At 64.7% G+C, this 17,122-nt stretch carries 14 protein-coding genes; 5 read left to right on the forward strand and 9 right to left on the reverse strand.

Going from position 1 to position 17,122, the window contains the following annotated elements:
- Positions 1-33: 33 nt before the first annotated feature.
- Complete coding sequence (locus TQ98_RS19330) at positions 34-927, reverse strand: LysR family transcriptional regulator (RefSeq protein WP_044870511.1); 894 nt, start codon at positions 925-927, stop codon at positions 34-36.
- A gap of 100 nt (positions 928-1,027) precedes the next feature.
- Between TQ98_RS19330 and TQ98_RS19335 the strand changes: the two genes are divergently transcribed.
- Together TQ98_RS19335 and TQ98_RS19340 are read left to right on the forward strand one after the other, a co-directional pair.
- Complete coding sequence (locus TQ98_RS19335) at positions 1,028-1,735, forward strand: CTP synthase (protein ID WP_044870512.1); 708 nt, start codon at positions 1,028-1,030, stop codon at positions 1,733-1,735.
- Complete coding sequence (locus TQ98_RS19340) at positions 1,732-2,052, forward strand: antibiotic biosynthesis monooxygenase (RefSeq protein WP_044870513.1); 321 nt, start codon at positions 1,732-1,734, stop codon at positions 2,050-2,052. Before TQ98_RS19335 ends, TQ98_RS19340 begins: the two co-directional genes overlap by 4 nt.
- A 114-nt stretch (positions 2,053-2,166) precedes the next feature.
- On the opposite strand, the gene TQ98_RS19345 is transcribed toward TQ98_RS19340, so the two are convergent.
- From TQ98_RS19345 to TQ98_RS19360, 4 genes are all read right to left on the reverse strand, one after another.
- Positions 2,167-3,501, reverse strand: coding sequence for a porin (locus tag TQ98_RS19345; RefSeq protein ID WP_044870514.1), 1,335 nt, complete (start codon positions 3,499-3,501; stop codon positions 2,167-2,169).
- Positions 3,502-3,786: 285 nt separating this feature from the next.
- A complete protein-coding gene (locus TQ98_RS19350) occupies positions 3,787-4,020 on the reverse strand; it encodes a zf-HC2 domain-containing protein (protein ID WP_044870515.1) in 234 nt (77 codons plus the stop codon).
- The gene (locus TQ98_RS19355) at positions 4,014-4,625 is read right to left on the reverse strand and encodes an RNA polymerase sigma factor (protein ID WP_044870516.1); all 612 of its coding nucleotides are present in this window, start codon (positions 4,623-4,625) and stop codon (positions 4,014-4,016) included. The genes TQ98_RS19350 and TQ98_RS19355 overlap by 7 nt, the downstream gene beginning before the upstream one ends.
- Positions 4,625-5,746 carry a beta-ketoacyl-ACP synthase III gene (locus tag TQ98_RS19360; RefSeq protein ID WP_044870517.1) on the reverse strand — a complete coding sequence of 374 codons (1,122 nt, stop codon included), beginning with the start codon at positions 5,744-5,746 and terminating at the stop codon, positions 4,625-4,627. Before TQ98_RS19360 ends, TQ98_RS19355 begins: the two co-directional genes overlap by 1 nt.
- 407 nt (positions 5,747-6,153) lie before the next feature.
- Here TQ98_RS19360 and TQ98_RS19365 point away from each other — a divergent pair, with 407 nt between their 5' ends.
- A complete protein-coding gene (locus TQ98_RS19365; protein ID WP_044870518.1) occupies positions 6,154-6,588 on the forward strand; it encodes an HIT family protein in 435 nt (144 codons plus the stop codon).
- A 218-nt stretch (positions 6,589-6,806) separates the two neighbouring features.
- Here TQ98_RS19365 and TQ98_RS19370 read toward each other — a convergent pair whose 3' ends face one another.
- The 4 genes from TQ98_RS19370 to fadD2 form a co-directional block, all read right to left on the reverse strand.
- Positions 6,807-7,328, reverse strand: a complete 522-nt coding sequence (locus TQ98_RS19370; RefSeq protein WP_044870691.1) for a DUF3087 domain-containing protein — start codon at positions 7,326-7,328, stop codon at positions 6,807-6,809.
- 17 nt (positions 7,329-7,345) lie between these two features.
- On the reverse strand, positions 7,346-11,374 hold the full coding sequence (gene hrpA / locus TQ98_RS19375; RefSeq protein WP_044870519.1) for an ATP-dependent RNA helicase HrpA: 4,029 nt from the start codon (positions 11,372-11,374) through the stop codon (positions 7,346-7,348).
- Positions 11,375-11,692: 318 nt separating this feature from the next.
- Positions 11,693-13,399 (reverse strand): long-chain-fatty-acid--CoA ligase FadD1, encoded by a 1,707-nt coding sequence (gene fadD1, locus TQ98_RS19380; protein ID WP_044870520.1) that lies wholly within the window; start codon positions 13,397-13,399, stop codon positions 11,693-11,695.
- A gap of 343 nt (positions 13,400-13,742) precedes the next feature.
- Positions 13,743-15,431, reverse strand: a complete 1,689-nt coding sequence (gene fadD2, locus TQ98_RS19385) for a long-chain-fatty-acid--CoA ligase FadD2 (RefSeq protein WP_044870521.1) — start codon at positions 15,429-15,431, stop codon at positions 13,743-13,745.
- Between the two features lie 225 nt (positions 15,432-15,656).
- Between fadD2 and TQ98_RS19390 the strand changes: the two genes are divergently transcribed.
- Positions 15,657-16,616, forward strand: coding sequence for an alpha/beta hydrolase (locus TQ98_RS19390; protein WP_044870522.1), 960 nt, complete (start codon positions 15,657-15,659; stop codon positions 16,614-16,616).
- The gene (locus tag TQ98_RS19395; protein WP_044870523.1) at positions 16,613-17,083 is read left to right on the forward strand and encodes a MaoC family dehydratase; all 471 of its coding nucleotides are present in this window, start codon (positions 16,613-16,615) and stop codon (positions 17,081-17,083) included. The genes TQ98_RS19390 and TQ98_RS19395 overlap by 4 nt, the downstream gene beginning before the upstream one ends.
- Positions 17,084-17,122: the final 39 nt, after the last annotated feature.

Genomic DNA, 17,122 nt, shown 5'->3' on the forward strand with positions numbered 1-17,122 from the left:
GACCGGCGAATCGGCAGGACGGCAAGAACAAGGTTAGTCGCTCTGCGTTGCCGCGTCCGGCAGCCTGATATGCCGCGCCAGCTCCTCGAACAGGGTGGTGACGGAGCGCAGGGCGCGGCAGTCCGGCCGGGTCAGCAGCCAGAGGGCGCTGGCGCAGCCGGTCAGGTCCGTCTCCAGCACACGCAACCTTTCATCGCCTTTCACCAGGAATTCCGGCAAGGCCGCCACACCCAGGCCGGCGCGCACCAGTTGGGCCACCGAGAACATGCTGTTGCAGCGATAGGCGGGCTGCGCTTCGGGATAGCGTTGGCGGCGCCAGACCACGCTGGATTGGTTGGGCAGGAAGTCGTCCGGAGCGATCCAGGTCATCCGCGCCGGATCGTCACCGGCTTCTCGCGACAGGTACGCCTCCGACGCGCACAGCACGTAGGGTACGCGGCCCAGGCAACGGCCCACCAAGTGGCCCGGGGGCGCGGTGGTCAGGCGCAGGGCGATATCGGCATCGCGACGGCTGAGGTTGGCGAAGTCGTTGGAGGTGGTCAGCTCCAGTTCCAGCGCCGGGTAGGCCGGCATGAAGCGCGCCAGGGCCGGTAGCAGCAGCCCCTGGAGCACGGCGTCGGTGCAGGTCAGGCGCAGGGTGCCGCTGACCGCCTCGCGGCCTTGCTCCAGCCCCAGGCGCGCGGCATCCAGCGCCCTCTCCGCCAGTTCGGCCTGCTGCGCCAGCAGCTGCGCCGCGGCATTGGGCAGGTAGCCGGCGCGACTCTTCTCGAACAGCACGCTGCCCAGGGCCTGTTCCAGGCGGCGCAGGGATCGGAATACGGTGGACACGTCCACCTTGAGCAGTTCGGCCGCCCGCGCCAGGGTGCCGCCACGCACCAATGCCAGCACCAGGGCGAGGTCCGCGTGGTCGATGCTGTATTGCGTCATTGCAAACCTGCCTTGCCTGATCGCCAATATTGATTGCCCGATCGCAACTATATAGTCCGCCTGAACGGGCGCAAGACGCGCTCCCTTGGGAGGACAGGACATGAAGCATCCCCGGCACCTGCGCATCGCCCTGGTGGGCGACAGGGACGACAGCATCACCGCGCACCGCGCCATTCCCCGCGCCCTGGACCTGGCGTCGAGCGCCACTGGCCTGGCGCTGGAAGCCGTCTGGCTGGCGACCGACCGCATCGCCGACACCCCGCTGGAAGATTTCCACGGCCTCTGGTGCGTCCCCGGCAGCCCCTACCGCGATACCGAAGGCGCCCTTTCGGCCATCGCCCACGCCCGCCGCAACGCCCTGCCCTTCCTCGGCACCTGCGGCGGCTTCCAGCATGCGTTGCTGGAGCACGCGCGCAACGTGCTCGGCTGGGCCGACGCCGAACATGCCGAAACCACCCCGGACGCGCCGCGCGCGGTGATCAGTCCCCTGCCCTGCGCCCTCAGGGAAACCCTGGAGCGGGTGCAATTGCGCCCCGGCTCGCGCCTGGCCAATGCCTATGGCGCTGACGAAGCCTTCGAGGGCTATCACTGCGGTTACGGCCTCAACCCGGCCTTCCGCGAACAGCTCACCCAAGGGCCGCTGCAAGTGGCCGCCACCGACGCCAGCGGCACGGCGCGAGCGGTGGAGCTGGACGACCATCCCTTCTTCGTCGCCACGCTGTTCCAGCCGGAGCGCGCCGCCCTGATCGGCCGCCTGCCGCCGCTGGTAGCCGCCTTCGTCAATGCCTGCCGGGATGAAGCCCGATGATCGCCCGCACGCCTGAACCGCCCTATTACGCGGTGATCTTCACCTCCCTGCGCAGCGAGTCCGAACAGGACTACGCCGAAACCGCCGGCCGCATGCTGGAACTGGCCCGCGACCAGCCGGGCTTTCTCGGTGTGGAGTCCGCCCGTGGCGCCGATGGATTGGGGATTACCGTGTCCTACTGGAGCAGCGAGGAGGCCATCCGCAGCTGGCGCGCCCAGGCCGAACATCGGGAAGCACAGCGGCGCGGGCGAGAGGAGTGGTACCAGGCGTTTCGCACCCGAGTGGCACATGTAAGCCGGGAGTATGGGAAGGCGTGAATCCGGGCTGAGGGCGCTCCGCCCGGACGCCCGATCGAGACGTTCCGTCGCCCCATAAAAAAGCCCCGCCAGATTGGCGGGGCTGAAACTAAAGGAGCAGAACGTTTCGTCGTCTTAGAACACGTACTGGGCGCGGAAGACCATGCCGTCGCCGGAGTCGTCGCCGTTGGCGTTCTCGGCGTTGTCGACGTTGGCCTTGACGTAGTAGCCGCTCAGCTTGACCGCTTCGTTGGCGTACCAGTTCACACCGAAGTTGTGGACCTTGGCTTCGACGTCGTCGATGTTGGCGAAGGCGCCGTTGTCGTCTTCAGCGCTGATGTTGTCGAAGCGGTAGAACACTTCCCAGGCGCCGATGCGGTTGTTGGACGGCTTGATCTTGTCGAACTTGCCGAGTTTGTAGTCACGGGCTTCGCCGGTCAGGGTGTAGGCCAGCTGCACGTAGTAGCCGTCGGCATCGATGTCTTCGCGGTTGGCAGCCTTGGCTTCCACCTGACGCTTCAGGTATTCGCTCTGGATGGAGAACGGACCAGCGGCGAAGGCGGCTTCCAGGCCCCAGGTGCTGTCGTTGTCGAACGCGCCAGCCGGGGTGTTGTTGGCACCGGCCAGGACCAGGCGGTTGCCGTTGGTGCCAGCGTCCTGACCACCGTCGGTGCTCACGCCGCGGATGCCCAGGCGGCTGCGGATACGGCCGTCGAAAGCGGTGTCGGACAGGTCGCGCTGGGCGTAGTTCACGCCGAAGTGCAGGACGTTGCCGGCTTCGTGCATGGGGGCGAACACACCGCGGGCGTTGAACTGCTTGACGCTGTCGCCGTCTTTTTCCTGGTTGGTGGCGTCGTTGGCGGTGATGCCAGCCGAACCGTACAGAGAAGCACCCACGGTGCCGGAAACCTGTACGCCCATGCCGCCGTTGTGGGCGTTCACGTAGTCGGCCAGGTCATAGGCAGCGGTACGCTCCTGGGCAGTTACCCACTTGGAGCTGGTGGCCTTTTCCAGACCGAAATCGGGGTCGAAACGGCCCATCTTGATGACAACCGGCTGGAAGCCGATGTAGGAGATGGACGCTTCGTCGAAGTAGCCGTCACCGTTGGCGTCGCCGTTGCTGCCGCCACGGTTGTCGCCACCGGCGTTGTGGGAGAAGTCGTAGTTGACCTGGTAAGCCCAGTCGGAGAAGGCGATACCGCCGATCTCCAGGAATGCGCGACGGAAGTAACCGGCGTCGGCGGTGTCGCCGTTCACGGTATAGAAGCCGTCGAAACGGCTGTAGTCAGCCTGGAGACGGCCACCCAGCTTGAAGCTGAAAGCCTTGTCGGTGGTGCCAACTTCAAGGCCGCCTTTGGTCTTGACGACGATATCGGCGCCGTCGGTGGTAACGGTACCGGCGAAAGCCTGGGCGGAAATGGCCAGGGCCATGGCGCTGGCGGCAAAACCGGCGAAGTGCTTACGGATCATCGAAGAATTCCCCTATTGGTCTTTAGCGTTAGAAAACACTCGAGCGGTGGGCTCGTCGGTGCTGGTGGGGAATCTTGGCGACCGGTTATTTCAGCTCGGTTGCTCCTATATAAATATTTTGTGACAAAGGAACTTTTTTACTTCGAATATTTATAAGGCACGCGACGCTCTAGGACGGGCTTTTCAGCCGTTATTTGGGGAATTTTCAGGATCGAGGGGAAGAAAAAAACCGGCTTGCGGATTTCACATATCGCGACTACCGCCGGGGTAAAGCAGGGATTGGACTCAGAGGGATTCGCGTCGTTTTTGCGCCAGATGAGCCGCCAGACCCTCGACTTCGCCCCCTTGCAGATCCGGCAGGTGACGGATCACCGCCTGGGTGAGTTTCATCTGTTTGATGAAGCGCCGGCAGTTGCGGCAGAGCATCAGGTGGCGGCGCAGCGCCATGCGCTCACGGAAGCTCAGCGTGCCGTCGAGGAGATCGCTGGAACGGGCAACCAGTTCCTTGCAATTCAGCATTGGCCTGTCTCCTCGAAGTGTTCCAGCGTGGCGAACAGTTTCAGGCGTGCGCGATGCAGCAGCACCCGGACATTGGAGAGCGAGACATCCAATAAATTACAGATCTCCTCCAACTCCAGGCCCTGGCACTCACGCAGCAGCAGCACACTGCGCTGCGTGTCCGAGAGGCTCAGCAAGGTCTTTTCCAGGCACTCGCGCAGTTCGTCCTCGGCGAGCAGCGCTTCGGGCGAGTCCTCGTGCCAGGCGGGAAGATTGCCGACCCAGTGGCCGTCCTCGGCAAATCGCTCATCCCCGACGGAACCGTGGGGTCCGGGGAGATCGTCGAGCAACACTTCGCGGCGGTTCTGCCTGAGGCGACTGCGGGCGGTGTTGGCGACGATGGTCAGAATCCAGGTCTTGAGGCTGGAGCGCTGCTGGAAGCCGTCCAGGTTGCGCACCACGGCCAGCCAGGCGTCCTGCACCACTTCGTCGGCATTGCGGTGGCCGACGATGGCGTAGGCCACCGCGCGCATGGCGCCCTGATAGGCGCCGATCAGCTCGCGAAAGGCGCCCTGATCCCCGGCCAGCAGCCGGGGTAGCAGGTCCGCGTCGGCCGGTAGGCTCATCAGCGTTTGCGCAGAATCACGCTGCCGATGGAGTAGCCGGCACCGAAGGAGCTGAGCACACCCAGCGCGCCGCTGGGCAGGTCGTCCTGGTGCTTGTGGAAAGCGATCACCGAGCCAGCGGAGCTGGTGTTGGCGTAGGTGTCGAGGATCACCGGCGCCTCATGGGACTCGGCGTCACGGCCCAGCAGCTTGCGAGCGATCAGCAGGTTCATGTTGAGGTTGGCCTGGTGCAGCCAGAAGCGCTTCACGTCGGTGACGTTGAGCTTGTTCTCGGCCAGGTGGGCGGCGATCAGCTCGGCGACCATCGGGCAGACGTCCTTGAACACCTTGCGGCCTTCCTGCACGAACAGCTTGTCACGGGCACCTATGCCCTCTTCCGCGGCACGGTTGAGGAAGCCGAAGTTGTTGCGGATGTTGTTGGAGAACTGGGTCAGCAGCTTGGTGCCCACCACGTCGAACTGGTGCTTGGACGTGGCCTGGTCGGCGCGCTCGATGACCACCGCGGTGGCGGCATCGCCGAAGATGAAGTGGCTGTCGCGGTCACGGAAGTTCAGGTGGCCGGTGCAGATTTCCGGGTTGACCATCAGCACGGCGCGGGCCTGGCCGGTCTGGACCGCGTTGGTGGCAGCCTGGATACCGAAAGTGGCCGAGGAGCAGGCGACGTTCATGTCGTAGCCGAAGCCGTTGATGCCAAGGGCGGCCTGCACTTCGATGGCGACCGCCGGGTAGGCACGCTGCAGGTTGGAGCAGGCGACGATCACGCCGTCGATGTCCGCCGGGGTCTTGCCGGCACGTTCCAAGGCCTGCTTCGCAGCGCTCACGGCCATTTCGCAGAGGATGCCCCACTCGTCGTTGGAGCGTTCCGGGATGCGCGGCGCCATGCGCTTGGGATCGAGGATGCCTTCTTTATCCACCACGAAACGGCTCTTGATGCCGGAGGCCTTTTCGATGAAGGCCACGCTGGACTCGGCCAGCGCTTCGATTTCACCCCGTTCGATGGCGGCGGCGTTTTCAGCATTGAAGGCCTGGACATAGGCATTGAAGGAAGCCACCAGCTCTTCGTTGGAGATGCTGTTGGGCGGGGTATACAGGCCGGTGCCACTGATGACGACGTTGTGCACGGTCGATCCTCTCGATATTGGGCCGCTCGCGGGAGCAGCCGGTTCAGGCATTCAACCGCCGGCCTCGCAGGCCGGCGACGGGAAAGAGTTTCCCCGCATGGGCGGGGTGGGCGCAGCATCCTGCCATCGCATCCGTCTCTGCCCCTCGTATCGATAGGAAGCAGGTGCGCAATTCGCCACTGGTGGGTGCAAAGGGTAACTCCAGAAATTGCCTGTGGCGACGGGGACTTTGGCCAGAAATGCGCCCAAACCGTGTGGATAGATAGTCCAATCGCGACCATTCAGCCACTTTCTTTTCACCGTCTGCGCAGCCGTCGGCAAACGGGTGATTGATCGCCAGGGGATTCAATCCGAAAGCGGAGAGCGCTATGTTGCGCGACTCACTTTCGGCAACCGGAGAGCCCTTGATGAGCCTGCACGGCACTTACGATCCGCAGAACGTCTTCGCCCAGATCATTCGTGGCGAGGCGCCCAGCTACAAGCTCTACGAGGACGACGACGTGCTCGCCTTCCTCGATATCTTCCCGCAGTCGTTCGGCCACACGCTGGTGATCCCCAAGCGTTCCAGCGCGCGCAACATCCTGGAGATCGAGGCCGAGGCCTTGGCCAAGGTGATGGCCGTGGTGCAGCGCCTGACCCGTGTGCTGGTGGACGAACTCAAGCCGGCTGGCGTTCAGGTGGCGCAGTTCAACGGCGCCCCGGCGGGCCAGACCGTGTTCCACATTCATATGCACATCGTGCCGCGCTTCGAAGGCGAGTCGCTGGGCATCCATGCCAGCACGAAGGCCGATCCGCAGGTGCTGGAATCTCTTCAGGCGCGCCTGCTCAAGCACCTGCAATAACGCCCGGCTGCGGTGCCACTGCGCAACCGCGACGGTGGATCGGTGAAGCGTGATCCACCCTACAAGGGGCATTTCGAGCTACGTAGGGTGGATGGCGCTTTTTCCATCCACCATCGCGTGCCGACCGTCACCCTCCGGTAGCTCCAACGATGGGCGGCCCGGACCGACATGTGCGGCCCCTGAAACTTCGCTTGTTGGGTTTCGTTCCTCTACCCAACCTACAGATTCTTCACCGCGTCCAGCCAGGCGGGGTCCAGGCGGTTCTGCTCGGTTTCCAGCCCCTGGGCTTCCATGGCCTCGCGGTGCTGGTCGATCTCCCGCATCAGTTGGCTGAGATCGGAGAGGTTGCCATCCAGTTGGTGCATCTGGGTCAGGCCCAGGTGATAGAAGCGCAACAGCTTCATCGCCGCCGGATCGCGCGCTTCCACGCCGGCCTTGACCTTGTGCATGACATTGCCGATGCGCATCAGGCTGCGTTTGAGTTGCCAGCCGTAGACCGCCGGAGCCATCCAGGGGCGCGGCCAGAGCTGGATGCGCACCACGGCAACGGTCAGGGCAAGGCCGATCAGCACGCCCATCAGGTTCCAGCGGAAGTTGTCACCACCCGAGGCGCCGAACAGCTGCACGCATAAGGTGGACAGCAGCAGCGCCAGGGCGATGAAGAGGGCAGCGATCGTCAGGGTTATCCGCCGGGTCTGCTGGCGGTAGGCCTCGGGGCTCATGGGGCGGATTTCGAACATCGGATTCATGCTTTCCATTACGCCTCTACCTGGGTCCACTGTTTGTTCAATCGCTTGTCCGACACCGGCATCCGCGTGCCCAACTGCTGGGCGAACAGCGAGACGCGGTACTCCTCCAGCATCCAGCGGTAGGTCACCAGTTCCGGGTCGCGCTTGCCTTCCTGGGCGTGCTTGGCCAGGCGTGCCTGGTATTGCTCCCAGTAACCGGCGATCTCACCCGACCAGACGCGATCACGCTGCAATTGCGCGGCGATCTTGTCGAAACGCTGCTCGATGGCCTTGAGGTAGCGCGGCAGTTCCTTGAACCATTCCGCCGGGGTCTCCCGGACGAAACCCGGATAGACCAGGTTGCCCAACTGCGCCTTGATATCGTTCAGGGCCACCGCCTGAGCCAGGTCGATGCGACCCTTGAAGCGCTTCTGCAGCCCATGCCAGAGCTTCAGCACTTCCAGGGTCAGGCGGGCCAGGCGCTCGGCGTGCTCGGCCCAGGCGCCGCGCTTCTTCTCCGCCAGGGAGGCCAACGCAGCGCCATCGCGCGGCAGGCTGGCCTCGCCGTCGAGGATGCAGCTGTCCAGGCTGGCCAGCAGGATGTCCTCCACCAGGGCGTCCACCCGTCCCATATCGCGGTAGAGCAAGCCCAGCTCAGTCAGCCCCGGCAGCTTCCCACGGAGGAACTTGGCGGTTTCCGCCAGTTGCTGCAGCAATAGGCGCTGCAGGGCGCGACGATGCTGCCATTCGGCCTCGGCCTGGGTGGGGAAACGGCCTTCCTTGACGGTTCCGCCCTCCTCCACCAGCGCCGGGTAGACGGTCATGGAGAGGCCCGCCACCTTCTGCTGGGTCTTCTCCGCCACCTGGGCGAAGCCCTTGGCTTCCACCGGTTTCTGTTCCCGCTGCGCCTGGGGAATGGCCAGGGCGGCCTGGCTGGCTTCGGCGAAGCGAGCGGTGATCTCCACCAGGTCGCGTCCTTCTCCCAGGAACTTGCCCCTGGCGTCCACCACTTCCAGGTTCATCTTCAGGTGGCTTTCCAGCTGCGCGGCGGCCTCGACCCAGGCCTCTTCCGGCACGCGGGCGCCGGTCATGCGGGTCAGCTCGCGGCCCAGGGAGTCCGGCAGGGAACCCTGGCCAAAGGCGATCTTGTCCAGGGCGGCCTTCACGAAGTCCGGCACCGGCACGAAGTTCTTGCGCATCGCCTTGGGCAGGTTGCGCACCAGGGCCACGCACTTGGCCTCCAGCAGGCCCGGCACCAGCCATTCCAGGCGCTCCGGCGGCAGTTGTGGCAGCAGCGGCGCCGGCACGCGCAGGGTCACCCCGTCGCGAGGATGGCCCGGCTCGAAGTGATAGGACAGCGGCAGCTCCAGCTCGCCCAGGCGCAGCTTGTCCGGGTACTGCGCGGCGGTGACTTCACTGGCTTCGCGGGCCAGCACATCTTCCTCGCGCATGATCAGCAGGTCCGGGTTCGTCGCCCGCTCCCGCTCGTACCATTTCTCGAAGCTGGCGGTCTGGTAGATGTCCGCCGGCAAGCGCGCGGCGTAATAGGCGAACAGGGTTTCCTCGTCGGCCAGGATGTCGCGGCGACGGGCCTTGGCTTCCAGCTCGTCGAGCTTCTCCAGCAACTGGCGGTTGGCGGTGAGGCACTTGGCCTTGCTGTGGATTTCGCCACGCACCAGACCTTCGCGGATGAACAGCTCGCGCGAGGTTTCCGGGTCCACCGGGCCATAGTGAACGGCGCGGCGGCCGACGATGATCAGACCGTAGAGGGTGATCTGCTCATAGGCCACCACCTGACCACGGCGCTTCTCCCAGTGGGGCTCCAGATGGTTCTTCTTCACCAGGTGGCCGGCCAGGGGCTCCAGCCAGTCCGGCTCGATCTTCGCCACCATGCGGGCGAAGAGCTTGGTGGTCTCCACCAGCTCGGCGGTCATCACCCACTGCGGACGTTTCTTGGCGATGGCGGTGCCCGGGTGAATCCAGAAGCGGCGCTGGCGGGCCCCGAGGTAGTCGCCCTCCTCGGTCTTCTGGCCGATCTGGCTGAGGAGGCCGCAGAGGATGGCCTTGTGCACCTTGGCGTAGTCGATGCTGCGCTGTTGCTGTTCGGCCTTGGCGGTGGCGGACTGTGCAGACTGCCTCGCCTTGGCATCACTGGTAGCAGCATGGGAATCGCTGCGCTCCACCCCTCCTACGGGGGATTTGGATTTGCCGGATTCGGGGAAGAGCTTCAGTTCGCGGCAGATCAGTACCAGTTGGCGGTGTGCATCGCGCCACTCGCGCAGGCGCAGGTAGTTGAGGAAGCTCTTCCGGCACCAGTTGCGCAGGGCGTTGGAGCCCAGCGCCTGGCGCTGTTCCTCGAAGCCGCGCCACAGGTTGATCAGCGCGGCGAAGTCGGAGTCCACATCCTTCCACTGCGCGTGGGCCTGGTCGGCCGCCTGCTGGCGTTCGATCGGGCGTTCACGCGGGTCCTGCACCGAGAGTGCGGCGGCGACCACCAGCACTTCGTCGAGGCTGCCCTGGCGGGCGCCTTCCAGCACCATGCGGCCCAGGCGCGGGTCGATGGGCAGACGCGCCAGTTGGCGACCGATGGGGGTGAGCTGGCCCTCGCGGTTCACCGCCGAGAGTTCTTGCAGCAGGGTGAAGCCGTCCTTGATGGCCTTGCCATCCGGCGGCTCGATAAAGGGGAACGCCTCGATGTCGCCCAGGCGCAGATGGAGCATCTGCAGGATCACCGCCGCCAGGTTGGTGCGCAGGATCTCCGGGTCGGTAAAGGCCGGGCGCGCGAGGAAATCCTCCTCGCTGTACAGGCGTACGCAGATGCCCGGCTCCACACGGCCGCAACGGCCCTTGCGCTGGTTGGCGCTGGCCTGGGACACGGCTTCCACCGGCAGGCGCTGAACCTTGGCGCGGTAGCTGTAGCGGCTGATGCGCGCGGTGCCGCTGTCGATCACGTAGCGAATGCCCGGCACGGTGAGGGAGGTTTCCGCCACGTTGGTGGCCAGCACGATCTTGCGCCCGGGCATGGGCTGGAAAATCTTCTGCTGCTCCGCCGGGGTCAGACGCGCATAGAGCGGCAGCACCTCGGTGTGGCGCAGATTGGCCTTGCGCAGCACCTCGGCGCAGTCACGGATTTCCCGCTCGCCCGGCAGGAACACCAGCACGTCGCCGGGCCGCTTGCCCACATCGCGCTCGTGGGCAGTGATCTCGTCCAGCGCGCGAAGGATGCCCTGGTCCACGGAGAGGTCGTCGAACAGCGCCTCGCCGTCTTCGTCCACTTCGGCGGCGAGCGGCCGGTACCAGGTGTCCACCGGGTAGGTGCGGCCAGAGACTTCGATGATCGGGGCGTCCCCGAAGTGCTTCGAGAAGCGCTCCAGATCGATGGTGGCCGAGGTGATGATCAGCTTGAGGTCGGGACGGCGCGGCAGCAGGGTTTTCAGGTAACCCAGCAGGAAGTCGATGTTCAGGCTCCGCTCGTGGGCCTCGTCGACAATGAGGGTGTCGTAGCGTTCGAGGAAGCGGTCGTGCTGGGTTTCCGCCAGCAGGATGCCGTCGGTCATCAGCTTGATCAGGCTGCGTTCGTTGGACTGGTCCTCGAAGCGCACCTGATAACCCACCAGCTCGCCCAACGGGCTGCCGATCTCTTCCGCCACGCGGGTCGCTACGCTGCGGGCCGCCAGCCGGCGCGGCTGGGTATGGCCGATCAGGCCGTGGGCGCCACGGCCGATTTCCAGGCAGATCTTCGGCAACTGCGTGGTCTTGCCCGAGCCGGTCTCACCGGCGATCACCAGTACCTGGTGCTTTGCCAGCGCCGCCTTGATCTCGTCGCGCTTGGCGGCGATGGGCAGGGCATCGTCGTAGCGCATCACCGGCACGCTGGTACGCCGCGCCTCCACCCGCGACACGGAAGCCTGGAAGCGCTCGGCCCACTGCGCCAGCTTGGCGTCATCGGGGTGCTTGCGCAGCTCATGGAGCTGCCGGCGCAGGCGATGGCGGTCGGCGCCCATGGCCTGGTCGAGGCGTTGCAGGAGTTGTTCGGGGCTGGGGGATTGCTCGCTCATCGGGTCCGCTGATTCTGCTGTCGTTTTCGGCAAGGGCGGAATTGTCGCAGATTTCCCCCGGCGAGGGCTCGGGCCTGTGGGGCGCGAATTCATTCGCCAAGGGCGGCGCATTTCGTAGGATGGGTCGGGCGGCGTTCCGCGAGCTTGCGAAACCCATCAACCATGGTCCGCATGGGTTTCGTGCCTCAACCCATCCTACGGGGCTGTCCCGCCGAGGGCGCCACATCACCCTTTTCGCGAATGAATTCGCTCCAACAATCTTCCTCCGGAAACGACAAGGCCCCGCGAGTGCGGGGCCTTGTCAGTTGCGGGGCGGGATCAGGCCTGGGCCTTCTCCTGCTTGGCCTTGAGCTTCTTCAGCTCTTCGTCCCTCAGTTCGCGGCGCAGGATCTTGCCGACGTTGGTGGTCGGCAGCGCGTCGCGGAACTCGACGGCGCGGGGCATCTTGTAGCCGGTGACGTTGGCGCGCATGTGCTCCATCACCTGCTCCTTGGTGAGGCTGGCGCCCGGCTTGACCACCACGAACATCTTGATGGACTCGCCGGATTTCTCGTCCGGCACACCGATGGCGGCGCACTGCAGCACGCCCGGCAGGGCTGCCAGCACGTCTTCCAGCTCGTTCGGGTACACGTTGAAGCCCGACACCAGGATCATGTCCTTCTTGCGGTCGACGATGCGCATGTAGCCATCTTCCTGGATCACCGCAATGTCACCGGTGCGCAGCCAGCCGTCGGCGTCGAGGATTTCGTCGGTGGCTTCCTGGCGCTGCCAGTAGCCCTTCATCACCTGCGGGCCCTTGACGCAGAGCTCGCCGGGCGCGCCCAGGCCGACGTCATTGCCGGCATCGTCCACCACCTTGCACTGGGTGGACGGTACCGGAATACCGATGGTGCCGATCTGGTTGTTCTCGAAGATATTCACCGACACGACCGGGCTGGTCTCGGTCATGCCATAGCCTTCGCAGATTTCGCAGCCGGTGACCTCCTTCCAGCGCTCGGCCGTGGCCTGCTGCAATGCCATGCCACCGGAGAACGTCGCCTTCAGCGAGGAGAAGTCCAGCTTGCGGAAGTCCTCGTTGTTGCACAGGGCGACGAACAGGGTATTGAGGCCGACGAAACCGGTGAACTTGTACTTCGCCAGTTCCTTGGTCATGGCCGGCAGGTCGCGCGGGTTGCTGATCAGGACGTTGTGGCCGCCGACCAGCATCATCGCCATGCAATGGAAGGTGAAGGCGTAGATGTGATAGAGCGGCAGCGGGGCGATGAGGATCTCTTTGCCCTCAACCATGTTGGCGCCCATCAGGGCCTTCACCTGAAGCATGTTGGCCACCAGGTTGCGGTGGGTCAGCATGGCGCCCTTGGCCACGCCGGTGGTGCCGCCGGTGTACTGCAGCACGGCGATGTCGCCGCTCTGCGGGCTGGCTTCGTTCACGGCACGGCCACGGCCCTTGGCCAGGGCATCGTTGAGCTTGACCGCCTGGGGCAGGCTGAACGGCGGCACCATCTTCTTCACATGCTTGATCACGGCATTGACCAGCAGGCGCTTGAAGGTGGGCAGCAGGTCGCCCACTTCGGTGACGATGACGTGCTTCACGCCCGTCTTGGGCAGCACTTCCTCGGCCAGGTGGGCCATGTTGGCCAGGCACACCAGGGCCTTGGCGCCGGCGTCGTTGAACTGGTGCTCCATTTCCCGCGCGGTGTACAACGGGTTGGTGTTGACCACCACCAGGCCCGCACGCAAGGCACCGAAGACCACGACCGGGTACTGCAGGATGTTCGGCAGCTGCACGGCGATGCGGTCGCCGGGCTTGAGGTCGGTGTGGTTCTGGAGGAAGGCGGCGAAGGCGCCGGAGAGTTCGTAGAGCTCACCGTAGGTGAAGGTCTTGCCCAGGTTGCTGAATGCGGGCTTGTCGGCAAAGCGTTGGCAGGACTGCTTCAATACCGCCTGGACGTTGGGGTACTGATCGGGGTTGATCTCGGCAGGAACACCCGAAGGATATTTGTCCTTCCAGAAGTTTTCGGTCATGGAGGCCCACTCCTAAGCAACAGCTGATTTCACTGCCCTCAGAGGAGCAGTTGTTTGTTGTGTTCTGTGCGATTGTGCGCCCGTCCGGGCAAAAAAACGCGCCGAGAGTAGCAGCTTTGCCAGAGGCTAACCAGCACCAAAATAGCCCTGACAGGTCACAAAAATGACTTAATTAATTTTCACGGTCACTTTTGGAGTCTGAGCTCTAATTTACCGACAAACGGCGTACGGCGGGGCTTTCGCGGGTGTCTGGGGAGGCGTCGGGTGGGGTCAGGCGCAGGCCCCGGAGTTCGGGAAGGGAGAAAAGCGGGGCAGGACGGATGATCCGCCCTGCCCTCTTGCGTCAGGCGATGTCGCGCAGCTCGCGACGGAGAATCTTGCCCACCGGCGTCATGGGCAGGGCATCCTTCAGCACGATGTGCTTGGGCACCTTGTAGCCGGTGAAGTTTTCCTTGCAGTAGGCCTTCAGCTCCTCGACGCTGACGCCGCCCTCGCGGGGCACCACGAAGAGTTTCACCGCCTCGCCGGACTTCTCGTCCGGCACACCGATGGCCGCGCAGTTGGCCACTTTCGGGTGGGCCATGACCACGTCTTCGATCTCGTTCGGATAGACATTGAAGCCGGAGACGATGATCAGGTCCTTCTTGCGGTCGACGATGCGCACGTAGCCGTCCGGGTCGATCACCGCGATGTCGCCGGTCTTGAGCCAGCCCTCGGCGTCCAGCACCTCGGCTGTAGCTTCAGGTCGATTCCAGTACCCCTTCATCACCTGCGGCCCCTTGATGCACAGCTCCCCACGCTCGCCGAGGGGCATTTCGCAGCCCTGATCGTCGATGGTCTTGAACGCGGTACCCACCACCGGGATGCCCACAGTGCCCAGGCGCGCCTGGCCGCCGTAGGGGTTGGTGCTGGCCACGGGGGACGTCTCGGTCAGGCCATAGCCCTCCACCACTGAGCAACCGGTGATGGACTGCCAGCGCTCCGCAGTGGCCTTGACCAGGGCGGTACCACCGGAGTTGGTGACCTTGAGGTTGGAAAAGTCGAGGTTCTTGAACTCGGGGTGATCCATCAGCGCCACGAACAGGGTGTTCAGGCCCAGCAGCGCGGAGAAGCGCCACTTCTTCAACTCCTTGATGAAGCCGCCGATGTCACGCGGGTTGGTGATGAGTATGTTGTGGTGGCCGTTGACCATCATGCACATGCAGTTCGCGGTGAAGGCATAGATGTGGTACAGCGGCAGCGGCGCGATCATGATTTCCCGGCCCTGCTTCATCAGCGGCGCGCCGTCCGGCCCCAGCTGCGACAGGCAGGCATCCACCTGCTGCATATTGGCCACCAGGTTGCCGTGGGTCAGCATCGCCCCCTTGGCAACGCCCGTGGTGCCGCCGGTGTACTGCAGCACGGCGATGTCATCCAGCCCCACCCGCACCGGTTTCAGCGCATGGCCCTGTCCCTGCTTCAGCGCGTCCTTGAAGGGCACGGCCTGGGGCAGGTTGAAGTCAGGCACCATCTTCTTCACCGTCTTCACCACGGTGTTCACCAGCCAGCCCTTGAGGCTCGGCAGGAGGTCCCCCATGCGGGTTTCGATCAGGAATTCGATCTCGGTGTCGGGCAGCACCTCTTCGACCAGCTTGCCGAACAGGTTGATGTAGACCAGCGCGCGCACCCCGGCGTCCTTGAACTGGTGGCGCATCTCGCGGGCGGTGTAGAGCGGGTTGGTGTTGACCACGATGAGCCCGGCGCGCAGGGCGCCGAACACGGCAATGGGGTACTGCAGGACGTTGGGCATCTGCACGGCGATGCGGTCGCCGGGCGCAAGATCGGTGTGCTTCTGCAGGTAGGCGGCGAAGGCGGCGGACAGGCGATCCAGCTCGGCATAAGTCAGGGTCACGCCCAGATTGCTGAAGGCGGGGCGATCCGCGAACTTCTTGCAGGACCGCTCAAACACCTCGATCACCGACTTGTACGCCGTCAGATCGATCTGCTTGGGCACACCGGCCGGGCGTTTGTCGCTCCAGAAATCAGGTTGCATTGTTGTTGTCCTCTTATCCCTGAATGTGTCTGGCCCGTGCTTCGGGGCTGCCCGGAAATTAGCAGCTCCCCGGGATAGCGCAAATACTCCCGCGCCCGTCATTGACGACGTGAATCTTGCCGCTCACGTATTGCGCGCCATGGAACCGGCCGGTCACGATCGGACGCTTTGCGCCACCTCCGCGCCCGTGCACAATGCGCCGATTCCCAGGCAGAAGGATCGGCCATGCGCCACGACGCTTTCTGGCTCGACGCCAGCGATGCAGTGCCCCTGTACGTCAACCACTGGGCCGGCGACGCCCCGCCCCGGGCGGCGGTGATGCTGTCCCACGGCATGGCCGAACACAGCGGCCGCTACGCCCGCCTGGGCGAGGCCCTGGTGGCCGCCGGCTTCGAGCTCTACGCCCTGGACCAGCGCGGCCACGGACGCACCGCGGAGCATGGCGTCCTCGGCCAGTACGCCGCGGAGGATGGCTGGAACAAGGTGATCAGCGACCTCTCCTGCCTCAACCACCACATCCGCCAGCAGCACCCGCAGGCGCCCATCTTTCTGCTGGGCCACAGCATGGGCAGCTACATCGGCCAGGCGTATCTGATGCAGCACAGCTGCAGCCTTCAGGGCGCCATCCTTTCCGGCTCCAATCACCAGCCCGTGGCGTTGTACCGGGCCGCCCGCCTGATCGCCCGCTTCGAGCGCTGGCGCCAGGGCAAGGAAGGCCGCAGCGCGTTGATCGAGTTCCTCTCCTTCGGCTCCTTCAACAAGGCCTTCAAGCCCAATCGCACCACCTTCGACTGGCTGAGTCGTGACCCGCAGGAAGTGGACAAATACGTCAATGACCCGCTCTGCGGCTTCCGCTGCACCAATCAGCTGTGGCTCGACCTGCTCGGCGGGCTTCAGATCATCACCCCGCCGAAGAACCTGGCGCAGATCGACCCCGATCTGCCGCTGCTGGTGATCGGCGGTGAGCGTGACCCGGTCAGTGACGGCCGGCGCCTGCAGGACCTGGCCGATGCACTGCGCGCGGCCGGCCTGAAGAACGTGCAACTGAACATCTACCCCGGCGCCCGCCACGAGTTGCTCAACGAGAGCAACCGCGACGAGGTGACCGCGGACCTGATCGACTGGCTGGAACAGGCCCTTGCCCACAGCCATCGCCACCCACAGCAAGCCAAGGAGACCGCATGAGCCAGGTAACCAACTTCACCTACGACGCCCTCGAAGTCGGCCAGAAGGCCAACTTCTCCACCACCGTGGAAGAGCGCCACATCCAGCTCTTCGCCGCCGTCTCCGGCGACCGCAACCCGGTACACCTGGACGCCGAGTACGCCGCCGGCACCCTGTTCAAGGAACGCATCGCCCACGGCATGTTCACCGGCGCCCTGATCAGCGCCGCCATCGCCTGCGAAATGCCTGGCCCGGGCAGCATCTACCTCGGCCAGCAGCTGAAATTCACCCGCCCGGTGAAGCTGGGCGACAGCCTGACCGTGGAGCTGGAAATCCTCGAGAAGCTGCCGAAGAACCGCGTGCGCATCGCCACCCGCGTGTTCAACCAGAACGCCGAGCAGGTGGTGGATGGCGAAGCCGAAGTGCTGGCGCCCAAGCAGCAGCTGTCGGTGGAACTGCCGGAGCTGCCGCCGATCACCATCGGCTGAGGTTGAGCTGGAAATGAAAAAGCCCGGACTTGTCCGGGC

The organism is Pseudomonas sp. LFM046, from assembly GCF_000949385.2.
Taxonomy (GTDB): Bacteria; Pseudomonadota; Gammaproteobacteria; order Pseudomonadales; family Pseudomonadaceae; genus Metapseudomonas.